Origin of the sequence: Delftia sp. DLF01, assembly GCF_014852125.1 — a bacterium.
In the GTDB taxonomy this organism is placed as follows: Bacteria; Pseudomonadota; Gammaproteobacteria; order Burkholderiales; family Burkholderiaceae_C; genus Comamonas; species Comamonas acidovorans.
Map to the genome: position 1 here is coordinate 412,542 of NZ_JACVAZ010000002.1, position 19,134 is coordinate 431,675.

Sequence of the window (19,134 nt, forward strand, 5' to 3'; positions counted from 1 at the left end):
CCTCTTTTCTTGTACCACAGCGATGCGACGCGCCTGGGCGCAAATCACATCGTCCGGGAATGGACCGGCTTACTGCGGCAGCGAGTTGCCGTCCGCCTGGGCGGCTGCCTGCTGCTGCTCGTACATGGCCTGGAAGTTGATCTCGGCCAGGTGCACGGGCGGGAAGCCGGCGCGCGTGACCACGTCAGCCACGTTGCCGCGCAGGTAGGGATAGATGATCTGGGGGCAGGCAATGCCGATCACGCCACCCATCTGGTCTTCGGGCACGTTGCGGATCTCGAAGATGCCGGCCTGCTTGGCCTCGACCAGGAAAACGGTCTTGTCCTGGATCTTGGTCTGCACGGTGGCGGTCACGGCCACTTCGTAGATGCCTTCGGCCACGGGAGTCGCCTCGACGCCAAGCTGGATGTCCACGCTGGGCTGCTCCTGCTCCAGCAGGATGGCGGGCGAATTGGGCTGCTCCAGCGACAGGTCCTTGAGGTAGACGCGCTGGATCTGGAAGACGGGAGTGTCCTGTTCGGCCATGGAATCAGTCTTTCTGGGCAAAAAACCCTGGTGCGGTGACCAGGGCATCAAAAAAATCACCAACAAAATGCCCGCTGCCAAGAGCTTGCGCAGCGGGCACCTGGGCCAGCATTATGCAGTGCCCGTGTTTCAGCTTTGCAGCAGAGGCACCAGACCGCCGTCGGCATCCAGCGCCATCAGGTCGTCGCAGCCGCCCACATGGTGGTCGCCGATGAAGATCTGGGGCACCGTGCGGCGGCCCGTGCTCTGCATCATCACGTCGCGCGCGGCCGGATCGGTGTCGATGCGGATCTCTTCGATCTGCTCCACGCCCTTGGACTTGAGGATCTGCTTGGCCCGGATGCAATAGGGGCAGACAGCGGTGGTGTACATCTTCACGGCTTGCATGTGCGTCTTTCTTCGAGTTTGCGGCGTGCCGGCGGCTGGCGTCCGGGGCGCGGAGCAGCGGCTTCCATCGCCGTCAGATGGGGGCGCCTCAGGCCTTTTCAACCGGCATGCCGGCATCGCGCCAGGCCTTCAGGCCACCGGCCAGGGCCTGGGCCTTTTCGTAGCCCAGCTTCTTCGCAATGCCTTCGGCACGGGAGGCGCGGTTGCCCTTGGTGCAGATCAGCACCAGCGGCAGCGCCTTGTTCTTCACGGTGGTGGGCAGCTTTTCCTCGAACTGGCTCAGCGGCACATTCTTGGCGCCGTTGGCATGGGCGGCCGCGTACTCTTCGGGCTCGCAGACATCGATGACAACGGCCTTTTGGCGGTTGATCAGTTGCACGGCCTGCGCCGCCGTCAGCGAGCCGCCGCCTGCGCCGCGCACCAGGGGCAGCAGCAGCATCACGCCGGAAGCCAGCGCGATCAGGATCAAATACCAGTTATCGATGATGAATTTCACGTCATTCCTTGGGTTGGCAAACCTGTCAATTCTAGAATGCTGGCTTTTGCCCCCGCGACAGCCCAGCTTTGTCGCATCGAGAGACTTAGAAAGCCGCCATGTACAAGCTCGTGCTGATCCGCCACGGTGAATCCACCTGGAACCTCGAAAACCGCTTCACCGGCTGGACCGATGTGGACCTGACCGCCACCGGCGTCGAACAGGCCAAGAACGCCGGCCGCCTGCTCAAGGCCGAGGGCTATGACTTCGACCTGGCCTACACCAGCGTGCTCAAGCGCGCCACGCGCACGCTGTGGCACACGCTGGACGAAATGGACCGCACCTGGCTGCCCGTGCAGCACAGCTGGCGCCTGAACGAGCGCCACTACGGCGGCCTGCAGGGCCTGAACAAGGCGGACATGGCCAAGCAATACGGCGATGCCCAGGTGCTGGTGTGGCGCCGCAGCTACGACACGCCCCCGCCGGCCCTGGAGCCGCAAGACCCGCGCAGCGAGCGCAGCGACGTGCGCTACGCACAGCTGGACCCCAGCCAGGTGCCGCTGACCGAATGCCTGAAGGACACGGTGGCCCGCGTACTGCCGTTCTGGAACGAGTCCATCGCGCCCGCCATCCTGTCCGGCAAGCGCGTCGTGGTCGCGGCCCACGGCAACTCCATCCGCGCGCTGATCAAATACCTGGACGGCATCTCGGATGACGCCATCGTCGGCGTCAACGTGCCCAATGGCATTCCGCTGGTCTATGAGCTGGATGCCGATCTCAAGCCCATTCGCCACTATTACCTGGGCGATGCAGAAGCTGCCGCCAAGGCTGCAGCCGCCGTGGCCGCACAGGGCAAGGCCTGAGCCGGGCCCGCTTGAGGTGAGCGCCTGCTGCGGAAATTGCGCTTGCTGCGCCGTTTTTAGGGAACCACGCGGGCGCTTGCCTTTCCAAGCGGGTGTATATTGACGCGGTTAAAGGGGTGATATGGGCCAGAAAATCAAAATTGCCGGCTGGGTTTCCGTAGGCGTAATCGCCGGAGCACTGACCACGGTTTCCTTGCAGACCGTGGCCCGCGGTGCCATGACCCCGCTGCCGCTGGAGGAAATCCAGCAGCTGTCCGCCGTCTTCGGCCTGATCAAGACCGACTATGTCGAGTCGGTCGATGACAAGAAGCTGATCACCGATGCCATCTCCGGCATGGTGTCCAGCCTCGATCCGCATTCGCAGTACTTCGACAAGAAGTCCTACAAGGAATTCCGCGAGGGCACCTCGGGCCGCTTCGTCGGCGTGGGCATCGAGATCACGCAGGAAGACGGCCTGATCAAGGTCGTCTCGCCCATCGAAGGCTCCCCCGCCTTCCGCGCCGGCCTCAAGACGGGCGACCTGATCACCAAGATCGACGACACGGCCGTCAAGGGCCTGTCGCTCAACGACGCCGTCAAGCGCATGCGCGGCGAGCCCAACACCAAGGTGCAGCTGACCATCCTGCGCAAGGATGAAAGCCGCAGCTTCCCCGTGACCATCACGCGCGAGGAAATCAAGACGCAGTCCGTCAAGGGCAAGGTGATCGAGCCCGGCTACGGCTGGATCCGCCTGAGCCAATTCCAGGAACGCACGGTGGACGACTTCGTGCGCAAGGTCGAGGAACTGTACAAGCAGGACCCCAACATGAAGGGCCTGGTGCTGGACCTGCGCAACGACCCGGGCGGCCTGCTGGACGCTGCCGTCGCCATCTCGGCAGCCTTCCTGCCGCCGGATGTGACCGTGGTCTCCACCAACGGCCAACTGGCCGAGAGCAAGGAAACCTACAAGGCATCCCCCAGCTTCTATGCCCGCCGCGGCATGGGTGACCCGCTGCAGCGCCTGCCCGCCTCGCTCAAGAAGCTGCCGCTGGTGGTCCTGGTCAACGAAGGCTCGGCCTCGGCCAGCGAGATCGTGGCCGGCGCACTGCAGGACCACAAGCGCGCCGTCATCATGGGCAGCCAGACCTTCGGCAAGGGCTCCGTGCAGACCGTGCGCCCACTGGGCCCCGACACGGGCCTGAAGCTGACCACGGCGCGCTATTACACGCCCAGCGGCAAGTCCATCCAGGCCAAGGGCATCGTGCCCGACGTGATGGTGGATGAGACGCCCGAAGGCGACCTGTTCGCCGCCCTGCGCATGCGCGAGGCCGACCTGGAAAAGCACCTGTCCAGCGGACAGGGTGCCGAGGTCAAGGACGAGGTGCGCGAGAAGGCCCGCGAGGAAGCACGCAAGCGCCTGGAAGAGGAAGCCAAGAAGCCGCCGGCCGAGCGCCGCCTGCCTGAGTTCGGCACCGAAAAGGACTTCCAGCTGCAGCAGGCGCTCAACCGCCTCAAGGGCCAGCCCGTCATGGTCAGCAAGACCCTGACCGAGCGCGAGCCCGAGAAGAAGGAAAACTGACAGCGCGGCGCGGACCGGGTCCGCGCCTGCACCAAGCCGGGCCTTGCGCCCGGCTTTTTCACGTCTGGAGACGCGAATGAACGACGATCAACTGCTGCGCTACTCGCGCCACATCCTTCTCGACGAAATCGGCATTGAAGGCCAGGAGCGCATCCTGGCAGCGCATGTGCTCATCATCGGCGCAGGCGGCCTGGGCGCGCCCGCCGCGCTGTACCTGGGCTCGGCCGGCATAGGCCGCATCACCCTGGTGGACGACGATGCGGTGGACATGACCAACCTGCAGCGCCAGATCGCCCACACCACGGACCGCGTGGGCCAGCCCAAGGTGGAATCCATACGCACGGCCGTGCATGCCATCAACCCCGGCATCCGCATCGACTGCCGCCAGCAGCGCGCCGACGACGCGCTGCTCGACGAGCTCGTGCCCCAGGCCAGCCTGGTGCTGGACTGCACGGACAACTACCGCACGCGCCACATGATCAACGCGGCCTGCGTGCGGCACAAGGTGCCCCTGGTGGCGGGGGCGGCCATCCGGCTGGACGGCCAGCTCATGGTCATGGACCCGCGCGACGAGAACTGCGCCTGCTATGCCTGCGTGTTCCCGCCCGATGCGCAGTTCGAGGAAGTGCAGTGCTCGACCATGGGCGTCTTCGCGCCCGTGGTGGGCGTCATGGGCACGCTGCAGGCGGCGGAAGCCCTCAAGCTGATCGCGGGATTTGGCACGCCTGCAACAAACCGCCTGACCATGTTCGACAGCCGCAGCCTGGATTGGAGTAGCATGCAAACCACTCGTGTACCGGAATGTCCCGTTTGCGGTAACAAGGCGTAGGAATCGGCTGACCCCGACGCCGATCCCCCACTGGCACAATCGCCCGCTGTCGCGCAGGACAATGGAGGCCGGGCTCCACCGGACTCCGATTGCCATCCGCGTCCCTATTGGATACAGCCGTGAAATTGCGCACCTATCTTGTTGAAGACAACCCTACGATCCGCGAGAACCTGATCGCCACGCTCGAAGAACTGGCCGATGTCGAGGCCGTGGGCATCGCGGAGACGGAGAGCGCGGGGACGGACTGGCTTCAGCAGAACCCCGACGCATGGGATCTCGCCATCGTCGACCTGTTCCTGCGCCAGGGCAGCGGCCTGGGTGTGCTCACCGCCTGCCGCGAGCGCCAGCCGCACCAGAAGATCGTGGTGCTCAGCAACTATGCCACCCCCGACATCCGCAGCCGCTGTGCCCAGCTCGGCGTGGATGCCGTCTTCGACAAGTCCAATGAAATCGACGCACTCATGGACTATTGCATGAATATCGATGCGGCGTCACTCAACCAACTCAAAACAGCCTGAACCCAAAGCACTGCATTTGATTTTTCACCAAAGAAAAAGGCTGCACGACTTGATAATCGTGCAGCCCGTATTTTCTATTGACTGAAAATCAATCGATCAGCCTGTTCTTCAGTGCGTAATACGTCAGATCGCTGTTGGACGACAATCCCATTTTCTCCATGAGTCGCGTGCGATAGGTGCTGACCGTCTTTACGCTCAGTGAAAGCGACTTTGCAATATCACCTGCGGTTTCGCCACGCGCGAGCTTGAGGAAGACCTGGAACTCACGCTCGGACAGCTGCTCATGCGCTGGCGCGTCATCCTTGCGGTTGAGCTGCTGGGCCAGCAGGTCGGCCACGGCAGGCGTCAGGTAGCGGCGGCCCAGGGCCACGGTGCGGATCGCTTCGGCAATCTCCTGGGGATCGCATTCCTTGTTCAGGTAGCCGCTGGCGCCTTGGCGGATCAGGTTGATCGCGTAGTGCTCCTCGGGATAGCCGCTCAGGATCAGGATGCCCATGTCCGGCGCCTTGGCGCGCAGCATGGCCAGCGCGTCGATACCGCTTTGGCCCGGCATGGACAGGTCCATCAACAGCACGTCGATCTCGTGGGCACGCACCAGATCGATGGCCTCGCGGCCATTGGCGGCCTCACCGACTACACGCAGGTCCACGTGTTCCGAGAGAAACTGACGCAGGCCCGAGCGCACAATTGCATGGTCGTCCACAATGCCAATTCTGATCATGAATACCTCTTTTTCGGGGGACCAGCGGGATCGCTGGTCGTGCAAACAATATATGGTAACGGCCGGCGCAGGAACTGCCCCGGCAGCCGATAACACGAATTATGCAGAATATCGGCGAAGATCTTGTAGGTGAGAGGATGCTTATGCGTTGGATAAATTTCCGAAGAATTGCGATCAGCCTGGCATTCGCCATCGTCGCGGCCGTGCTGCTGGTGAGCATTAACGAGGCCAGCTACAAGCGCTCCACCAAGGCGCTGGAGGCCATGACCCAGACCCAGAACACCCGCTCGGAGATCAGCCAGCTGCTGCGGCTGATGCTGGATGCGGAGACCGGCCTGCGCGGCTACCTGCTCACGGGCGAGGAGCGCTACCTGGAGCCCTACAGCAAGGCGATCACGGCCATCAACTACAACATGGACGAGCTGCGCCAGATCTTCATCTACGACCCGCAGGAGCTGGCGATCTTCACGCCGCTGGCGCGCCAGGTCGAACGCAAGATGAGCGAGATGGAACTCAGCCTGCGCCTGTACCGCCAGGGCAACGAGGAGGCCTGGCGCTTCGTCATGTTCACCGACGTGGGCATGGAGAACATGGACGCCATCCGCGACTACACGGGCAAGCTGCTGTCAGGCATAGACCAGCGCTCGGCCAAGAACCTGCAGGACATCGAGCACACGCTGTCGCTGTCACGCATAGGCATCGCCACGGTCACGGCCCTGGGCGTGCTGGGCTTCTTCATGTACCTGCGCCAGGCCCACGCGCTGCAGCAGGCCCACCAGCGCGAGCAGGAGATCCAGCGCGACGAGCGCAACCGCCTCGAAGCCCTGGTGCGCGAGCGCACGGCCACGCTGACGGAGCTGGCCAACCACTTGCAGCAGGTGCGCGAGGACGAGCGCGGACACCTGGCGCGCGAACTGCACGACGAACTGGGCTCGCTGCTGACGGCGGCCAAGCTCGACGTGGCGCGCCTCAAATCCAAGATCGACCTCAGCGCACCGGACGTGGGCGAACGCGTCAGCCATCTGGTGGAGACGCTCAACAGCGGCATCGCCCTCAAGCGCCGCATCATCGAGGACCTGCGCCCCTCCTCCCTGTCCAACCTGGGCCTGACGACGGCGCTGGAAATCCTGGCGCGCGAGTTCGGCGAGCGCAGCGGCATCGAAGTCACGGCCAACCTGGAGCAGGTGGAACTGCCGGAATCCACCCAGCTCACGGTCTACCGCATCGTCCAGGAGTCGCTGACCAACATCGGCAAATATGCCAAGGCCAGCCATGTCCTGGTCTCCGTGCACAACTATCCGACCTATGTGACGGTGCAGATCCAGGACGACGGCGAAGGCTTCGAGACCTCGGCCATGCGCCCCAACTCCCACGGGCTGGCCGGCATGCGCCACCGCGTGGAGGCCGCAGGCGGCCGTCTGACCGTCTCGTCCGAACTGGGCAAGGGTACGGCAATCTCCGCCGTCATCCCGCTGGCGCCGATCTCCACGGACAAAAGCGCCGGTACGGTCGCCACCGCCTGAAGCGGCAGCATCCGCCATGCAAAAGCCCCTGCGCGCCAACGCGCCAGGGGTTTTTTTCATCGCCGGGCCGCCCCAAGATGAAAAGCAGCCCCCTCGGGGGGCAGCGGACCTTGCGCAGCAAGGGTAGCGTGGGGGCCATTTTCCATGCGCGCTCCTGAATGGCTGCAGCCGGCGGCGGCTGCAAACCCTGTGCAGCCGGAGCATTCCTACACCACCCCCCCGCCTAACCCTGACGCCATGCCACGCCGGCCACCGTCAGATACACCTTTGGCGGCTCAGTACAGTCGAACCCATGCAAACAGCACTTGGCCCATCCGCCCCGTGCCGTTTCTTGGAAACGAACAACCCAAGGAGTTTTACATGCTGCACTACGCCATCGTGTTCTTCGTCATCGCCCTGGTAGCCGCCATATTCGGTTTTGGTGGTATTGCGGCAGGTGCTGTAGGCATCGCCAAGATCCTGTTCTATATTTTCGTGATCATGGCTGTCGTCACCTTTGTGATGAGCCTGATCAAGAAGTAGCGGCGGCGCCGCCTTCAGCCCCCTGCCAGCCCAAGCCCGCTTACCTCGGGCAGCCAGCCCGGCAGCCCGACCGCCTTTCGCATTCATGCCAGTTTTGAGGAGATAGAACCAATGAGCCAAGCCGAGAAAGCCGTGAACAAAGCCGCCGATACCGCCAAGGACGTTGCCCAGGATGTCGCGGATGCCGCCAAGGAAGCCGTCAACACCACACGCCGCACTGCAGCGAATGCGCTGGACAAGGCCGAGGAAGGTGTCCAGTCCATCGAGCGTGAACTGAACCCCGTCATCGATGACCTCGCGGCACGCGCCCAGGAACTGGCCACACGCGGCATCAACTTCTGCGCCGACAGCTCCGACCGCGCCCGCCGCCAGCTGCAATCGGCCACGGAAGCCACCACGCGCTACGTCATCGAGCAGCCTGGCCGCTCCATCCTGCTGGCTGCAGCCACGGGCGCTGCCCTGGCCACCGCGTTCTTCATGAGTTCCCGCTCGCGCAAGTGAGCTGCCGCCGAGTCCCCTGAGTTCCCTCGAGTCCCGTTACTCTCAATCTTCTTGTCCAGGAAAGAACTGATCATGCAAAAGTACACCCGTGCCATCGCTTTCGCTCTCGTCGCCGGTGCCACCGTGCTCGGTACCACCGCCTGCTCCGTGGCCCGCGACCAGCAGTCCGTGGGTTCGTATGTGGATGACGCCGGCATCACCACTGCGGTGAAGGCCAAGATGGCAGAAGACAAGAGTGTCTCGGCCACTTCCATCAGCGTCGAGACCCTGAACGGCACGGTGCAGCTGTCGGGCTTTGCCAAGTCCGAATCGGAAAAGGCCCGCGCCGCCGAGATCGCCCGCACCACCAAGAACGTGCGTGAAGTGCGCAACAGCATCGTGGTTCGTCCCTGATGCAGGCCCCTGCGGGGGCTGATCCAAGTACAAGGCCGGAGACTTCCGGCCTTTTTTCATCCAGGGCTCCAACTGCCGCACGGTCCGCCGCGAGGATTGCCGACCATTGCAGCCGACGGCAGGTACGACCCCTTTCCACCGTGCGCCGGACATACGGCGTAAAGTGACCGACATGCGAGTCTTCAACTGCGATGCCTGTGGCCACCCGGTCTTCTTCGACAGCGTTCAATGCGTGCACTGCGGCGCCACCCTGGCCTTCCTGCCCGAGCGACTGCATGTGGCCTGCCTGCGCCCGGTTTCCGGCACGCGGGACAGCGTACTGTGGGAGAGCCTGTCCTCGCTGACGAGCGGCAAGCCGCCAGGCCGGCTCTACAAGATGTGCAGCCACCGGGGTCCCGTGGGACAGTGCAACTTCGCCCTGCCCGCAGACGATCCCCATGCGCTGTGCGAGTCCTGCCGCCAGACACGCTGGCTGCCCGATCTGTCAGACCCGTCCAATGCGCTGCGCTGGACCCGGATCGAGGCCGCCAAGCGCCAGCTGTTCTACACGCTGGCCCGCCTGGGCCTGGGTCCCCGGCCTGGAGAGGATGGGCCGCGCTTCGAGTTGCTGGCCGACCTGCCGGGGCAGGCGCCCGTGATGACCGGCCATGCCAACGGCACCATCACGCTGAACGTGGTGGAGGCCGACGATGCCGAGCGTGCCCGGCGCCGCCAGGCCCTGCACGAGCCCTATCGGACGCTGGTGGGCCATCTGCGCCATGAATCCGGCCACTTCTTCTGGGACAGGCTGGTGGTGGGCGCGGGCCGCATCGAGGAATTCCGCCGCCTGTTCGGCGACGAGCGCCAGGACTATGGCCAGGCCCTGCAGAACTACTATGCGCGCGACCCGATGGATGAGCAGTGGCGCGACAACTTCGTCAGCGCCTATGCCACCTCCCACCCGTGGGAAGACTGGGCCGAAAGCTGGGCCCATTACCTGCACATGGTGGATCTGCTGGAGACTGCGGCCAGCTATGGCACCTGCATCACCATGCCTGGAGGCTCAGGGACAAGTACAGGCTCGGGCACGCAGCCTGCGCTGTGCGTGCAGGACCCTTTCGCGGTCCATGCACGGCCGGACTTCGGCACCATGCTGGACCAGTGGGTGCCGCTGACGCTGCTGACCAACAGCCTCAACCGCAGCCTGGGCCATGGCGATGCCTATCCGTTCGCCCTTTCGGCCGGGGCCAGGCGCAAGCTGGAATTCGTGCACGCCGCCGTGAATGCGAGCGCCACGCGGCAGGCTGCCTTCTAAGAAGGAACTTCGAGAGGGCCCTGGCCGCCCTTGCCGAGCCTCAGGACAGCCAGGCGGTCAGGGCATCAAGGCGCGCGATCGGCTCGTGCGATCACGAACCGCGATTGGCCTGCACCTTCTGCAGAAGGCGGGTACGCACGCTGGGAGAGACGAACTTGTCGATCTCGCCATCCAGCGTGGCGATCTCGCGCACGAAGGTGCTGCTGATGAACTGGTAGCGGTCGCTGGGCGTGAGGAAGACGGTCTCCACCTCGGGCATCAGCGTGCGGTTCATGCCGGCGAGCTGGAACTCGTAGTCGAAGTCGGTGACCGCACGCAGGCCGCGCACCATGGCCTTGCCGCCGCGCTCGACCACGAAGTCGCGCAGCAGGCCATGAAAGCTCTCGACCTGGACGTGGGGATAGATGGACACGGCCTCGCGCACCATCTGCATGCGCTCCTCAAGATTGAACATGGTCTTCTTGTGGTGGCCCGCCGCCACGGCGACGATGACGTGGCTGAACAGCTGGGTCGCGCGGCGCACCACGTCTTCATGACCCAGCGTGATCGGATCGAAAGTTCCGGGATAGACGGCAATCACGTCGTGGCTCATGGCGGTCGCTTTCATTGGCTGCGCGTGCCCTGTCCGGCACGGATGGCGCATTATGCATTGCGCTGCAGCATGGCCGGTCGGCTGTGCGACAGCCGCGCTCCTGCCAGGGAACGCGGCCGCCGCAGCGCCCTTTACTCGTCCTGCGGTGCCTTGCGCAGCAGGTGGGCGTGAACGGCGCCCGCCTTCAGATGGCGGAACAGCTGCAGGCCACCGGCCTCGGCCAATTGCTCCTCGGTCCAGGCCTGGGGCGCCTCCAGATAGACATAGCCCGTGGCGGACACCGCCTGCGCGGCGGCCTTCAGCGCAGGCTCGAACAGATCGGCATGGTCGAAGGGCGGATCGATCAGCACCAGGTCCAGCGTGCCCGGCGCCACCTGGCGCAGGCAGCCGATGCCATCGCCGCGCAGCACGCGCACGGACTGGGCGTCCAGGCGCTCGCGCAGGCGCTGCAACTGCTGGACCAGGGTGGCGTCCTGCTCGTTCATCAGCACATTGGTCGCGCCACGCGATGCGGCCTCGAAGCCCAGCGCGCCAGTGCCCGCGAAGGCATCCAGGCAATGCCAGCCCGTCAGGTCCTGGCCCAGCCAGTTGAACAGGGTCTCGCGCACGCGATCCGGCGTGGGCCGCAGGCCCGGGTGCTGCGCCACGGGCAGCCGCGTGCGGCGCCATTGGCCGCCGATGATGCGGACCTCGCCCGCGCCCACCGGCGCCGGCCGTCCGGCCTTCGCCTTGGCGGCAGCAGGTGCTGCGGCAGCTGCCTTGGGTGCTGCGGCCTCGGCCGTGGCCTTTTCCAGCCAGCGCTTGCCGGCAGGGGTATGAATTTTGATGCTGTTGCGGCTCATTGTTTGCCTCCCACGACGACGGTCACCATGCGCTCGGGCTGCAGCATGCGCTGCATGGCCTCGCGCACATCACGCACGGTGAGCGCCTGCACGCGCTCGGTCCAGTGCTCCAGGTAGTCCAGCGGCAAGCCGTTCCAGGCGATGTTGGACACATTGCCCAGCAGCTTGCGGTTGCTGTCGATGCGCAGCGCAAAGCCGCCGATCAGATTGTCCTTTGCGGCCTTGAGCTCCTTCTCGGTCGGGCCTTCGGCCACGAAGCGGCGCAGCGTGTCCTGCGACACCTTCAGGGCCTCGGCTGCCTGGTCAGGACGCGTCTGCAGGGCGATCGTGAAGGCGCCTGCGTCCAGGCCCGGCGAGAAATCGCTGTAGACGCTGTAGCTCAGGCCACGCTTTTCGCGCACTTCCTCGGTCAGCCGCGAGGTGAAGCCGCCGCCACCCAGGATGTGATTGCCCACCAGCACGGCCATGAAGTCCGGGCTGTTGCGTGCAATGCCGGGCTGGGCGATCAGCACCTGCGCCTGGGCCGAGGCGAAGGGGATGTTCTCGTTGACTGGCGCCTTGAGCGCCTGCACCTTGGGCACGTCGGGCAGGGGCGCGCAGGCACTGGCGTCCTGGCCCTGCGCCGCCTGCAGCGGAGCCAGCAGTTGCTGCACCAGCTGGTCGGCCTGCTCGCGGCTGACCGCACCGACGATGCTGACCTTGGCGCGGCAGGCCGCGATCAGGCGGCGGTGGAAGGACTGCATGTCGGACAGGTCGATGTGCGCGAGGCTCTCGCCCGTGGCGCGTGCGCCGTAGGGATGGGTGCCGAACACGCCCTGGCTCAGGGCCTTGCCGGCCACCGTGCCGGGGCGCGTGTCCGATTCCTTGATGGCCGCAGTCCAGCGCTCACGCTCGCGCAGCCACACGTCCTGCGGCCAGCTGGGGTTGGCGATCTGGCGCGCCGCCAGCGCCACGGCGCGCTGCAGCAGCGCAGGCTCGGTCAGGGAGCGCAGCCCGTAGCTGAAGCTGTCGCGGCCCGCCTGCGCGCCAAAGCTGGCACCCAGATCGGCCCAGGCCTGGCCCAGGCCGTTCTCGTCCAGCGCAGGCGCATCGCCCTGGGCGGTCACGCCCTTGGAGGCCATCAGCGCCACGGCGCTGGCCAGGCCGACCTGGTTGGCGGGATCGCGCCGGCTGCCGGCATCGAAGTCCATCTGCACATCGACCATGGGAATGCCCGGGCTGTCCACCAGCCAGACCTGCGCCCCGCTGGGCTGGGTCCAGTGCTGGATGGGCAGCAGGGCCCATGCGGACGTGGCACCAAAGCCCATGCCCACGCCTGCCAGCACCGTGCTGGCCACCATTTTTTTCATGTTCTTCATCTTCACTCCAGCGTGCTTCGGGGGCATCAATGCAGGGGTCCGCCGATGCCGGCACCCGCATCGGGGCGACGGGGCTTGCCGCCTTCGGGCAGGGGTTGCGGCACCAGGGTGCCCACCGTGAGCTGGTCATCGCCAAAGTACTTGGCAGCCACACGCTTGACGTCATCGGGCGTGATGGTGCGCAGCTGGGTCAGCAGTTGGTCTTCCGCATCCAGCGGCATGCCCTGTATCCAGTAATTGCCCAGGCTCTGGGCCTGGCCCATGACCGAATCGCGCTCATAGACATTGGAGGCCATCCACTGCGTCTTCACGCGCTCCAGCTCGGCGGGCTCCACGCCATCCTTGGCGACCTTGGCCACTTCGGCGCGCAACGCCGCCTCGACCTCGGCGGCGGTCTTGCCCGTGGCGGGCACGCCCGTCAGCATGAACAGGCCGGGGCCACGGCCCATGAGGGACATGGAGCTGCCCGCGCCGTCGGCCACGCGGCCTTCGCCCTGGACCAGGGCCCGCTCCAGGCGGGCGCCGTCATAGCCGTCCAGCACGGCCGACAGAACCAGCAGCGCCAGCGCATCCCGGTCATCGGCCTGCAGGTCGCTGACGCGCGTCAGGGAGGGCGCGCGGAAGGCCAGGGCCACCAGGGCCTGCTCGGCCGGCTGCTTGACCTCGATGCGGCGGATGCCGATCTGCGCGGGCTCGGTGCGCGGCTTGCGCACCGGCAGGGCGCGTGCGGAAATGCTGCCGTAGTACTTCTCGGCCCACGCGCGGACCTTGGCCACGTCCACATCGCCGGCAATGACGATGGTGGCATTGCCGGGCACATACCAGCGGCCATGAAAGTCGCGCACGTCGCCGGGCGTCAGCGCGTCCAGGTCGCTCATCCAGCCGATCACGGGGCGGTGGTAGGGCGAGGCCACGAAGGTCGCCGCCATCAGCTGCTCCATGAGCACGGCGCGCGGCTGGTCCTCGGTGCGCATGCGGCGCTCTTCCTTGATGACCTCGATCTCTTTCTTGAACTCGCTGTCGGGCCAGTGGTTGTTGGCGAAGCGGTCGGATTCGAGCTTCATCACGTCTTCCAGGCGGCTGGACGGAATCTGCTGGTAGTAGCCCGTGTAGTCGCGGCTGGTGAAGGCGTTCTCCTGGCCGCCCAGCGCGGCCACGCGGCGCGAGAACTCGCCGGGAGCCACCTTGCGCGATCCCTTGAACATCATGTGTTCGAGCGCGTGGGCCACGCCCGAGGTGCCATCGACCTCGTCCACGGAGCCCACGCGCACCCAGACCATGTGCACGGCCGTGGGCGCGCGCCGGTCGGGCTGCACGATGAGCTGCATGCCGTTCTTCAAGGTGAATTGCTGTGCCGAAGTGGCGGTGCGCGTGCCCCCGGCGGCCTGGCTGGCCACCGTCTGCAGCAGCGATGAAGGGATGGAAGAGGATGCATCCGGGGCTGCCAAAGCAGCCCCGGTGCCCATGCAGGCCATTAAGCCCAGGAGGGTGAGTGCATGTTTCATAGAATGCTGTGATTCTAAGAACCTGCCGATGTTCAGTTTTTTCAAGAAAAAGCCCACCCCCTCCGCCGCCGAGATTTCCCCGACGGACAGCAGCGCCGCGCCTGAAAAGGCCGGCATTCCCGCAACCCCACCGCAGGACAGCCCCCCTGCCCTGCCACCGGCCGCGCCAGCAGCGCCGGCCGCCGACACCGGCAGTGCCTGGTGGCGCAAGCCCTTTGGCGGCGGCAAGGGCGATGCCGCGCCGCCCGAGACCCCGCCTGCCCCAGCTGCTGCACCCGCGTCCACCATCGCGCCTGCGGACTTCATTGCCGCGCCCGAGCCCACGGCCAAGCCCGAGGCCGAAGGTGCCAGCCGCCAGAACTGGATGCAGCGCCTCAAGACCGGCCTGCGCAAGACCGGCAGCAGCATTGCCACGGTCTTCACGGGCACGCAGATCAACGATGCGCTGTACGAGGAACTGGAAGACGCCCTGCTGATGGCCGACACCGGCGTCAAGGCCACCGAGCACCTGCTCGCCGACCTGCGCCGCCGCGTCAAGGAGGCCAAGGCCACCGACCCCGCCGCCGTCAAGGCGCTGCTGGCCGATGCCCTGGCCGACCTGCTGCGCCCGCTGGAAAAGCCGCTGGTCATCGGCGAGCACCAGCCCACCGTGATCATGGTGGCTGGCGTCAACGGCGCGGGCAAGACCACCTCCATCGGCAAGCTGACCCGTCACCTGGCCGACGAAGGCCAGAGCGTGCTGCTGGCCGCCGCCGACACCTTCCGCGCCGCCGCGCGCGAGCAGCTTGGCGTCTGGGCCAACCGCAACACGGTGGAGATCGTCAGCCAGGAAGGGGGCGATCCTGCGGCCGTGAGCTTTGACGCCGTCACCGCCGGCCGCGCGCGCAAGAAGGATGTGGTGCTGGTGGACACGGCAGGCCGCCTGCCCACCCAGCTGCACCTGATGGAAGAGCTGCGCAAGATCCGCCGCGTGGTCAGCAAGGCCGACGCCACGGCGCCCCATGAGGTGCTGCTGGTCATCGACGGCAACACCGGCCAGAACGCGCTGGCCCAGGTGCGCGCCTTCGACGATGCGCTGCAGCTCACGGGCCTGATCGTCACCAAGCTCGACGGCACGGCCAAGGGCGGCGTGCTGGCCGCCATTGCCCAGGAACGGCCGATCCCCGTGTACTTCATCGGCGTGGGTGAAAAGGTCGAGGACCTGGAGACCTTCAACGCCCGGGAATTCGCGCAGGCGCTGCTGTCCTGAGGCCACCCGGCACACCACCACCCGAAGGAGCGCGCTGCGCTCCTTTTTTCATGGGCATGCGAGCGCAGCGAAGGCCCAGGCATGCAGGCAAGGGTTTTCCCTTGATTCGAATCAAGCCGCAGGTTTTATGCTTTGCATTGATTTATAAGAAGAACGTTGTTTTATACAAGAAACAACTGATAGCCCTCAGGCATTTCTTTTGCTTGTACCTGCCTTGCCTTGTTCCCCGGAGTTCCCCATGAAAGCCCCCACCTTGCTCGGCGCTGCCGCCCTGCTGGCAGCAGCCGCATGCCAGAGCGCCCTGGCCCAGGATGCCGCCGCGCAGCAGCAACTGGCCGCCAAGCCTTTCACCATCGTCGCGCCCTTTCCGCCCGGAGGCCCGGTCGATGCGCTGGCCCGCCTGCTGTCCACGGGATTGGCCGAGCGCTACAAGCAGACCTCGGTGGTGGAGAACAAGCCCGGGGCCAACGGCAATATCGGCATCGACATGGTCAGGCGTGCCGCGGCGGACGGCCATACGCTGCTGGTCGTGCCCCAGGGCAACCTGACCATCAATCCCACGCTGCTGGCCAGGCCCGGCTACAGCGTGGAGGCGGACTTTGCGCCCGTGGCCTCGCTGGCCAAGGCGGCCAATGTGATCGCCGTGCACCCTGGCGTGCCCGCCAAAACGGTGCAGGAGCTGGTGGCCCTGTCCAAAGCCAGGCCGGCCACCATCAGCTATGCCTCGCCCGGCGTGGGCTCCAGCCTGCATCTGGCCGGCGAGCTGTTCAAGCAGCAGACCGGCGCCGACATCCTGCACGTGGCCTACAAGGGCACGGCGCCCGGCCTCAACGATGTGCTGGGCGGCACGGTGCCAATGATCGTGGGCAATGTGCCCGCACTGCTGCCGCATGTGCAGTCGGGCAAGCTGCGCGCGCTGGCCGTGACCGACCCGGCCCGCAGCAAGTACCTGCCTGATGTGCCCACGCTGGCCCAGGCGGGCGTGCCGGGCATTGCCATCTCGTCCTGGTACGGCGTGATGGCGCCAAAGAAGACGCCGCCGGCCGTGCTCAAGCAGCTGGAGAAGGATATTCAGGAGATCTTCAACACGCCGGCCGTGGTCAGGCAGCTGGATCTGCAGGGGATCGAGCCGTGGGTGGTCACGGGCAGCGCCTTCGGCGAGCTGATCCGCAAGGAGACAGCGACCTGGGTGCCCGTGATCAAGGCCGCCAACGTCACGCCGCAGTGATGCGGGGCGCGGCGGCCATGTCTGCAGTGTCCGCCACGTCCCGGGTCGAGACCTGGGAGCGCAGCCACTGCGCATAGTCGGCCATGCAGCGCTCGGTGCGCATGGTGATCTGCGGCACGCTGTAGCTGTGCCCGGCGCGCAGCAGCCGGGCCAGGCGCTCCAGCACGTCGGGCAGGGTCTTGCAGACCAGCCGCCACTCGGGCGTGGCGTGCATCTCGCCCTCCCACACGTAGTGCGAGGTGATGGGCTCCACCTGCACGCAGGCCGCAGCCTGCTGCTGCACCAGGCTGCGCGCCAGATGGGCGGCCTCCTCGGCGCTGGGGACGGTGGTGGCCACCACGCACAGCGTGGACCAGGGCGAGGCGGGGTTCTTGGCGGAAGTCATGGAGGCGTAGTCTACGGTTGCGCGCTGCAGGCCGGTACGGGCCTTTGCGGCGTCAAGCCATCAGCCCCTTTTGCCGCGCCTGCAGCCGCGCCAGGCCCAGCAGCGCATCCGTGAAGGGCGTATCCACGCCGCACAGCTGGCCCATTTCGCGCACCGCGCCCACCAGGGCGTCGAGCTCCACGGGCTTGCCCGCTTCCACGTCCTGCAGCATGGAGGTCTTGAAGGCGCCCAGCTTGAGCGTGACCGCATGGCGGTCTTCGGGCGATTCGTTGATGGGCAGGCCGATGCGCGCGCCGATCTCCTTGGCCTCCAGCATCACGCGCGTGATCAGGCCGCGCACCAGCTCGTCGCCCAGGATGCGGTCCGAGGTGGCGCCCGTCAGCGCGCTGACGGGGTTGACGGTCATGTTGCCCCAGAGCTTGTACCAGGCGTCGCGCTGGATGTTGTCGGAGACCTTGGCCTCGATGCCGCCACGCTGCAGCAGTTGGGCCAGTGCCGCCAGGCGCGGCGTGGGCGGCTGGCCGGGCCCTGTGGCCAGGGGCTCGCCCAGGATGAGGCTGTTGCCGAAGTGGCGGCGCACCGCGCCGGGCGCATCGTTGGAGCAGCTGGCATGGACCACCGAACCCAGCACCTGGCCCAGCGGGATGGCTTGCGCAATGCGGCCTTCAGGGTCCACGGCTTTCAGCTGCCTGCCGCGCACGCTGGCATCGACACCGCCGTGCAGAAACCACCAGGGCACGCCGTTCATGGCCGTGAGCACCACGGTCTGCGGGCCGATCAGCGGGGCAATGCGCTCAGCGACATCGGGCATGCCCGGCGCCTTGACGGAGATGATGACCAGGTCCTGCACGCCCAGGGCGGCCGGGTCCTGTTCGGCGCGCAGCGCGAAGTGCTCGCGCTGCTCGCCGTGCACCAGGGTCAGGCCCTGGGTGCGCAGGGCCTGCAGCGCGGCGCCGCGCGCCACGGCGCTGAGCTGGCAGCCGGCGCGGGCCAGGGCCGCGCCCATCCAGCCGCCGATGGCACCGGCGCCGAAGATGCAGGCCTTGTCGAATGAAATGCTTGTCTGTTCCATGGTCATGCGCGGGAAGCTCCGGGTTCAAAGATCGAGATAGCTGCTGTCGCGCCGGTTCACGCGGCGCACCAGGTGGTCGAACACATCGCGGGCACCGCCGTGGCTGGCGTTGAAGGTCAGCGAGTCCTCGTTGCAGCGCTGGGCCATGGCGTCGGAGACCATGCGCGGCGCGCCCATGGACAGGGTGGCCATCTGCACGTCGCAGGCGCGCTGCAGCGTCCACAGCACCACGAAGGCCTGGGGCAGGTCGCTGCCCCAACTGAGCAGGCCATGGTTGCGCAGGATCACGGCCTTGCGGTGGCCGATGCTGGCCAGCAGGCGCGGCCCTTCGTCGGCATGGATGGTGATGCCCTCGAAGTCATGGTAGGCCACCATGCCGTGCAGCTGGGCGCTGTAGAAGTTGCTTTGCGACAGGCCCTGCTCCAGGCAGGCCACGCCCATGCCCGAGGTGGTGTGCGTGTGCATCACGCAGTGGGCGCCCGGCAGTCCGTCGTGGATGGCCGCATGCACCACGAAGCCGGCCGGGTTGACCGGATGCCGCGAGCCGTCCAGCACCTCGCCGCGCACGTTGATGCGTACCAGGTTGCTGGCCGTGACCTCTTCGTAGTGCAGGCCGAAGGGGTTGATCAGGAACTGCTTTTCACCGCCCGTCACGCTGTCGGGCAGGCGCACCGTGATGTGGTTGTAGATCAGTTCGTCCCAGCCCAGCATGGCAAAGACGCGGTAGCAGGCGGCCAGTTCGATGCGGGCGGCCCGCTCATCAGGGTGCATGGAGCAATTCATGGTGTGGGTTC

Annotated in this window: 22 protein-coding genes; 11 read left to right on the top strand and 11 right to left on the bottom strand. The window is 66.2% G+C overall.

Annotation, left to right across the window (positions count from 1 at the left end; all coding sequences use genetic code 11):
- Positions 1-69 precede the first annotated feature (69 nt).
- From secB to IB269_RS10310, 3 genes are all read right to left on the bottom strand, one after another.
- Entirely contained in the window at positions 70-525 is a 456-nt protein-coding gene (secB, locus tag IB269_RS10300) for a protein-export chaperone SecB (protein WP_013803924.1), read from the bottom strand.
- Positions 526-654: 129 nt separating this feature from the next.
- On the bottom strand, positions 655-912 hold the full coding sequence (gene grxC, locus IB269_RS10305) for a glutaredoxin 3 (RefSeq protein ID WP_034390758.1): 258 nt from the start codon (positions 910-912) through the stop codon (positions 655-657).
- Positions 913-1,000: 88 nt separating this feature from the next.
- On the bottom strand, positions 1,001-1,408 hold the full coding sequence (locus tag IB269_RS10310; protein ID WP_013803926.1) for a rhodanese-like domain-containing protein: 408 nt from the start codon (positions 1,406-1,408) through the stop codon (positions 1,001-1,003).
- Positions 1,409-1,506: 98 nt separating this feature from the next.
- On the opposite strand from IB269_RS10310, the gene gpmA reads away from it, so the two are divergent.
- The 4 genes from gpmA (at position 1,507) to IB269_RS10330 (ending at position 5,155) form a co-directional block, all read left to right on the top strand.
- On the top strand, positions 1,507-2,250 hold the full coding sequence (gpmA, locus tag IB269_RS10315; RefSeq protein WP_034390756.1) for a 2,3-diphosphoglycerate-dependent phosphoglycerate mutase: 744 nt from the start codon (positions 1,507-1,509) through the stop codon (positions 2,248-2,250).
- 121 nt (positions 2,251-2,371) lie between these two features.
- Complete coding sequence (locus IB269_RS10320) at positions 2,372-3,808, top strand: S41 family peptidase (RefSeq protein WP_192367102.1); 1,437 nt, start codon at positions 2,372-2,374, stop codon at positions 3,806-3,808.
- Between the two features lie 76 nt (positions 3,809-3,884).
- A complete protein-coding gene (locus IB269_RS10325; RefSeq protein WP_012203738.1) occupies positions 3,885-4,637 on the top strand; it encodes a HesA/MoeB/ThiF family protein in 753 nt (250 codons plus the stop codon).
- Between the two features lie 119 nt (positions 4,638-4,756).
- Positions 4,757-5,155 (top strand): response regulator, encoded by a 399-nt coding sequence (locus tag IB269_RS10330; protein ID WP_013803928.1) that lies wholly within the window; start codon positions 4,757-4,759, stop codon positions 5,153-5,155.
- Between the two features lie 88 nt (positions 5,156-5,243).
- Here the strand turns inward: IB269_RS10330 and IB269_RS10335 are convergent, their stop codons facing one another.
- Positions 5,244-5,876, bottom strand: a complete 633-nt coding sequence (locus IB269_RS10335; RefSeq protein WP_012203736.1) for a response regulator transcription factor — start codon at positions 5,874-5,876, stop codon at positions 5,244-5,246.
- A 143-nt stretch (positions 5,877-6,019) separates the two neighbouring features.
- Between IB269_RS10335 and IB269_RS10340 the strand changes: the two genes are divergently transcribed.
- The 5 genes from IB269_RS10340 (at position 6,020) to IB269_RS10360 (ending at position 10,109) form a co-directional block, all read left to right on the top strand.
- Positions 6,020-7,399, top strand: coding sequence for a CHASE3 domain-containing protein (locus IB269_RS10340; RefSeq protein WP_013803929.1), 1,380 nt, complete (start codon positions 6,020-6,022; stop codon positions 7,397-7,399).
- Between the two features lie 360 nt (positions 7,400-7,759).
- Positions 7,760-7,921 (top strand): DUF1328 domain-containing protein, encoded by a 162-nt coding sequence (locus IB269_RS10345; protein WP_013803930.1) that lies wholly within the window; start codon positions 7,760-7,762, stop codon positions 7,919-7,921.
- A gap of 111 nt (positions 7,922-8,032) precedes the next feature.
- Positions 8,033-8,422: a hypothetical protein gene (locus tag IB269_RS10350; protein WP_013803931.1), complete on the top strand. Its 390-nt coding sequence runs from the start codon at positions 8,033-8,035 to the stop codon at positions 8,420-8,422.
- Positions 8,423-8,494: 72 nt separating this feature from the next.
- Positions 8,495-8,815, top strand: coding sequence for a BON domain-containing protein (locus IB269_RS10355; RefSeq protein ID WP_013803932.1), 321 nt, complete (start codon positions 8,495-8,497; stop codon positions 8,813-8,815).
- 172 nt (positions 8,816-8,987) lie between these two features.
- A complete protein-coding gene (locus tag IB269_RS10360) occupies positions 8,988-10,109 on the top strand; it encodes a putative zinc-binding metallopeptidase (protein ID WP_192367103.1) in 1,122 nt (373 codons plus the stop codon).
- A gap of 91 nt (positions 10,110-10,200) precedes the next feature.
- On the opposite strand, the gene coaD is transcribed toward IB269_RS10360, so the two are convergent.
- From coaD to IB269_RS10380, 4 genes are all read right to left on the bottom strand, one after another.
- Positions 10,201-10,701: a pantetheine-phosphate adenylyltransferase gene (gene coaD, locus IB269_RS10365; RefSeq protein ID WP_013803934.1), complete on the bottom strand. Its 501-nt coding sequence runs from the start codon at positions 10,699-10,701 to the stop codon at positions 10,201-10,203.
- A gap of 131 nt (positions 10,702-10,832) precedes the next feature.
- Positions 10,833-11,543 carry a 16S rRNA (guanine(966)-N(2))-methyltransferase RsmD gene (gene rsmD / locus IB269_RS10370; RefSeq protein WP_012203729.1) on the bottom strand — a complete coding sequence of 237 codons (711 nt, stop codon included), beginning with the start codon at positions 11,541-11,543 and terminating at the stop codon, positions 10,833-10,835.
- Positions 11,540-12,901 carry a M16 family metallopeptidase gene (locus IB269_RS10375; protein ID WP_141829973.1) on the bottom strand — a complete coding sequence of 454 codons (1,362 nt, stop codon included), beginning with the start codon at positions 12,899-12,901 and terminating at the stop codon, positions 11,540-11,542. Before IB269_RS10375 ends, rsmD begins: the two co-directional genes overlap by 4 nt.
- A 26-nt stretch (positions 12,902-12,927) precedes the next feature.
- Positions 12,928-14,406, bottom strand: coding sequence for a M16 family metallopeptidase (locus IB269_RS10380; RefSeq protein WP_192367104.1), 1,479 nt, complete (start codon positions 14,404-14,406; stop codon positions 12,928-12,930).
- Between the two features lie 28 nt (positions 14,407-14,434).
- Here IB269_RS10380 and ftsY point away from each other — a divergent pair, with 28 nt between their 5' ends.
- Together ftsY and IB269_RS10390 are read left to right on the top strand one after the other, a co-directional pair.
- Positions 14,435-15,655 (top strand): signal recognition particle-docking protein FtsY, encoded by a 1,221-nt coding sequence (gene ftsY, locus IB269_RS10385; protein ID WP_013803937.1) that lies wholly within the window; start codon positions 14,435-14,437, stop codon positions 15,653-15,655.
- Between the two features lie 238 nt (positions 15,656-15,893).
- A complete protein-coding gene (locus IB269_RS10390; protein ID WP_192367105.1) occupies positions 15,894-16,883 on the top strand; it encodes a Bug family tripartite tricarboxylate transporter substrate binding protein in 990 nt (329 codons plus the stop codon).
- On the opposite strand, the gene cutA is transcribed toward IB269_RS10390, so the two are convergent.
- From cutA to IB269_RS10405, 3 genes are read right to left on the bottom strand one after another with little or no spacing between them, the layout of a single operon-like run.
- Positions 16,870-17,268 (bottom strand): divalent-cation tolerance protein CutA, encoded by a 399-nt coding sequence (gene cutA / locus IB269_RS10395; protein ID WP_013803939.1) that lies wholly within the window; start codon positions 17,266-17,268, stop codon positions 16,870-16,872. The two genes, IB269_RS10390 and cutA, sit on opposite strands and share 14 nt — an antisense overlap.
- A gap of 52 nt (positions 17,269-17,320) precedes the next feature.
- Complete coding sequence (locus tag IB269_RS10400; protein WP_192367106.1) at positions 17,321-18,346, bottom strand: 2-dehydropantoate 2-reductase; 1,026 nt, start codon at positions 18,344-18,346, stop codon at positions 17,321-17,323.
- 18 nt (positions 18,347-18,364) lie between these two features.
- Positions 18,365-19,123, bottom strand: a complete 759-nt coding sequence (locus tag IB269_RS10405; RefSeq protein ID WP_026062083.1) for a class II aldolase/adducin family protein — start codon at positions 19,121-19,123, stop codon at positions 18,365-18,367.
- Between the last annotated feature and the right edge of the window lie 11 nt (positions 19,124-19,134).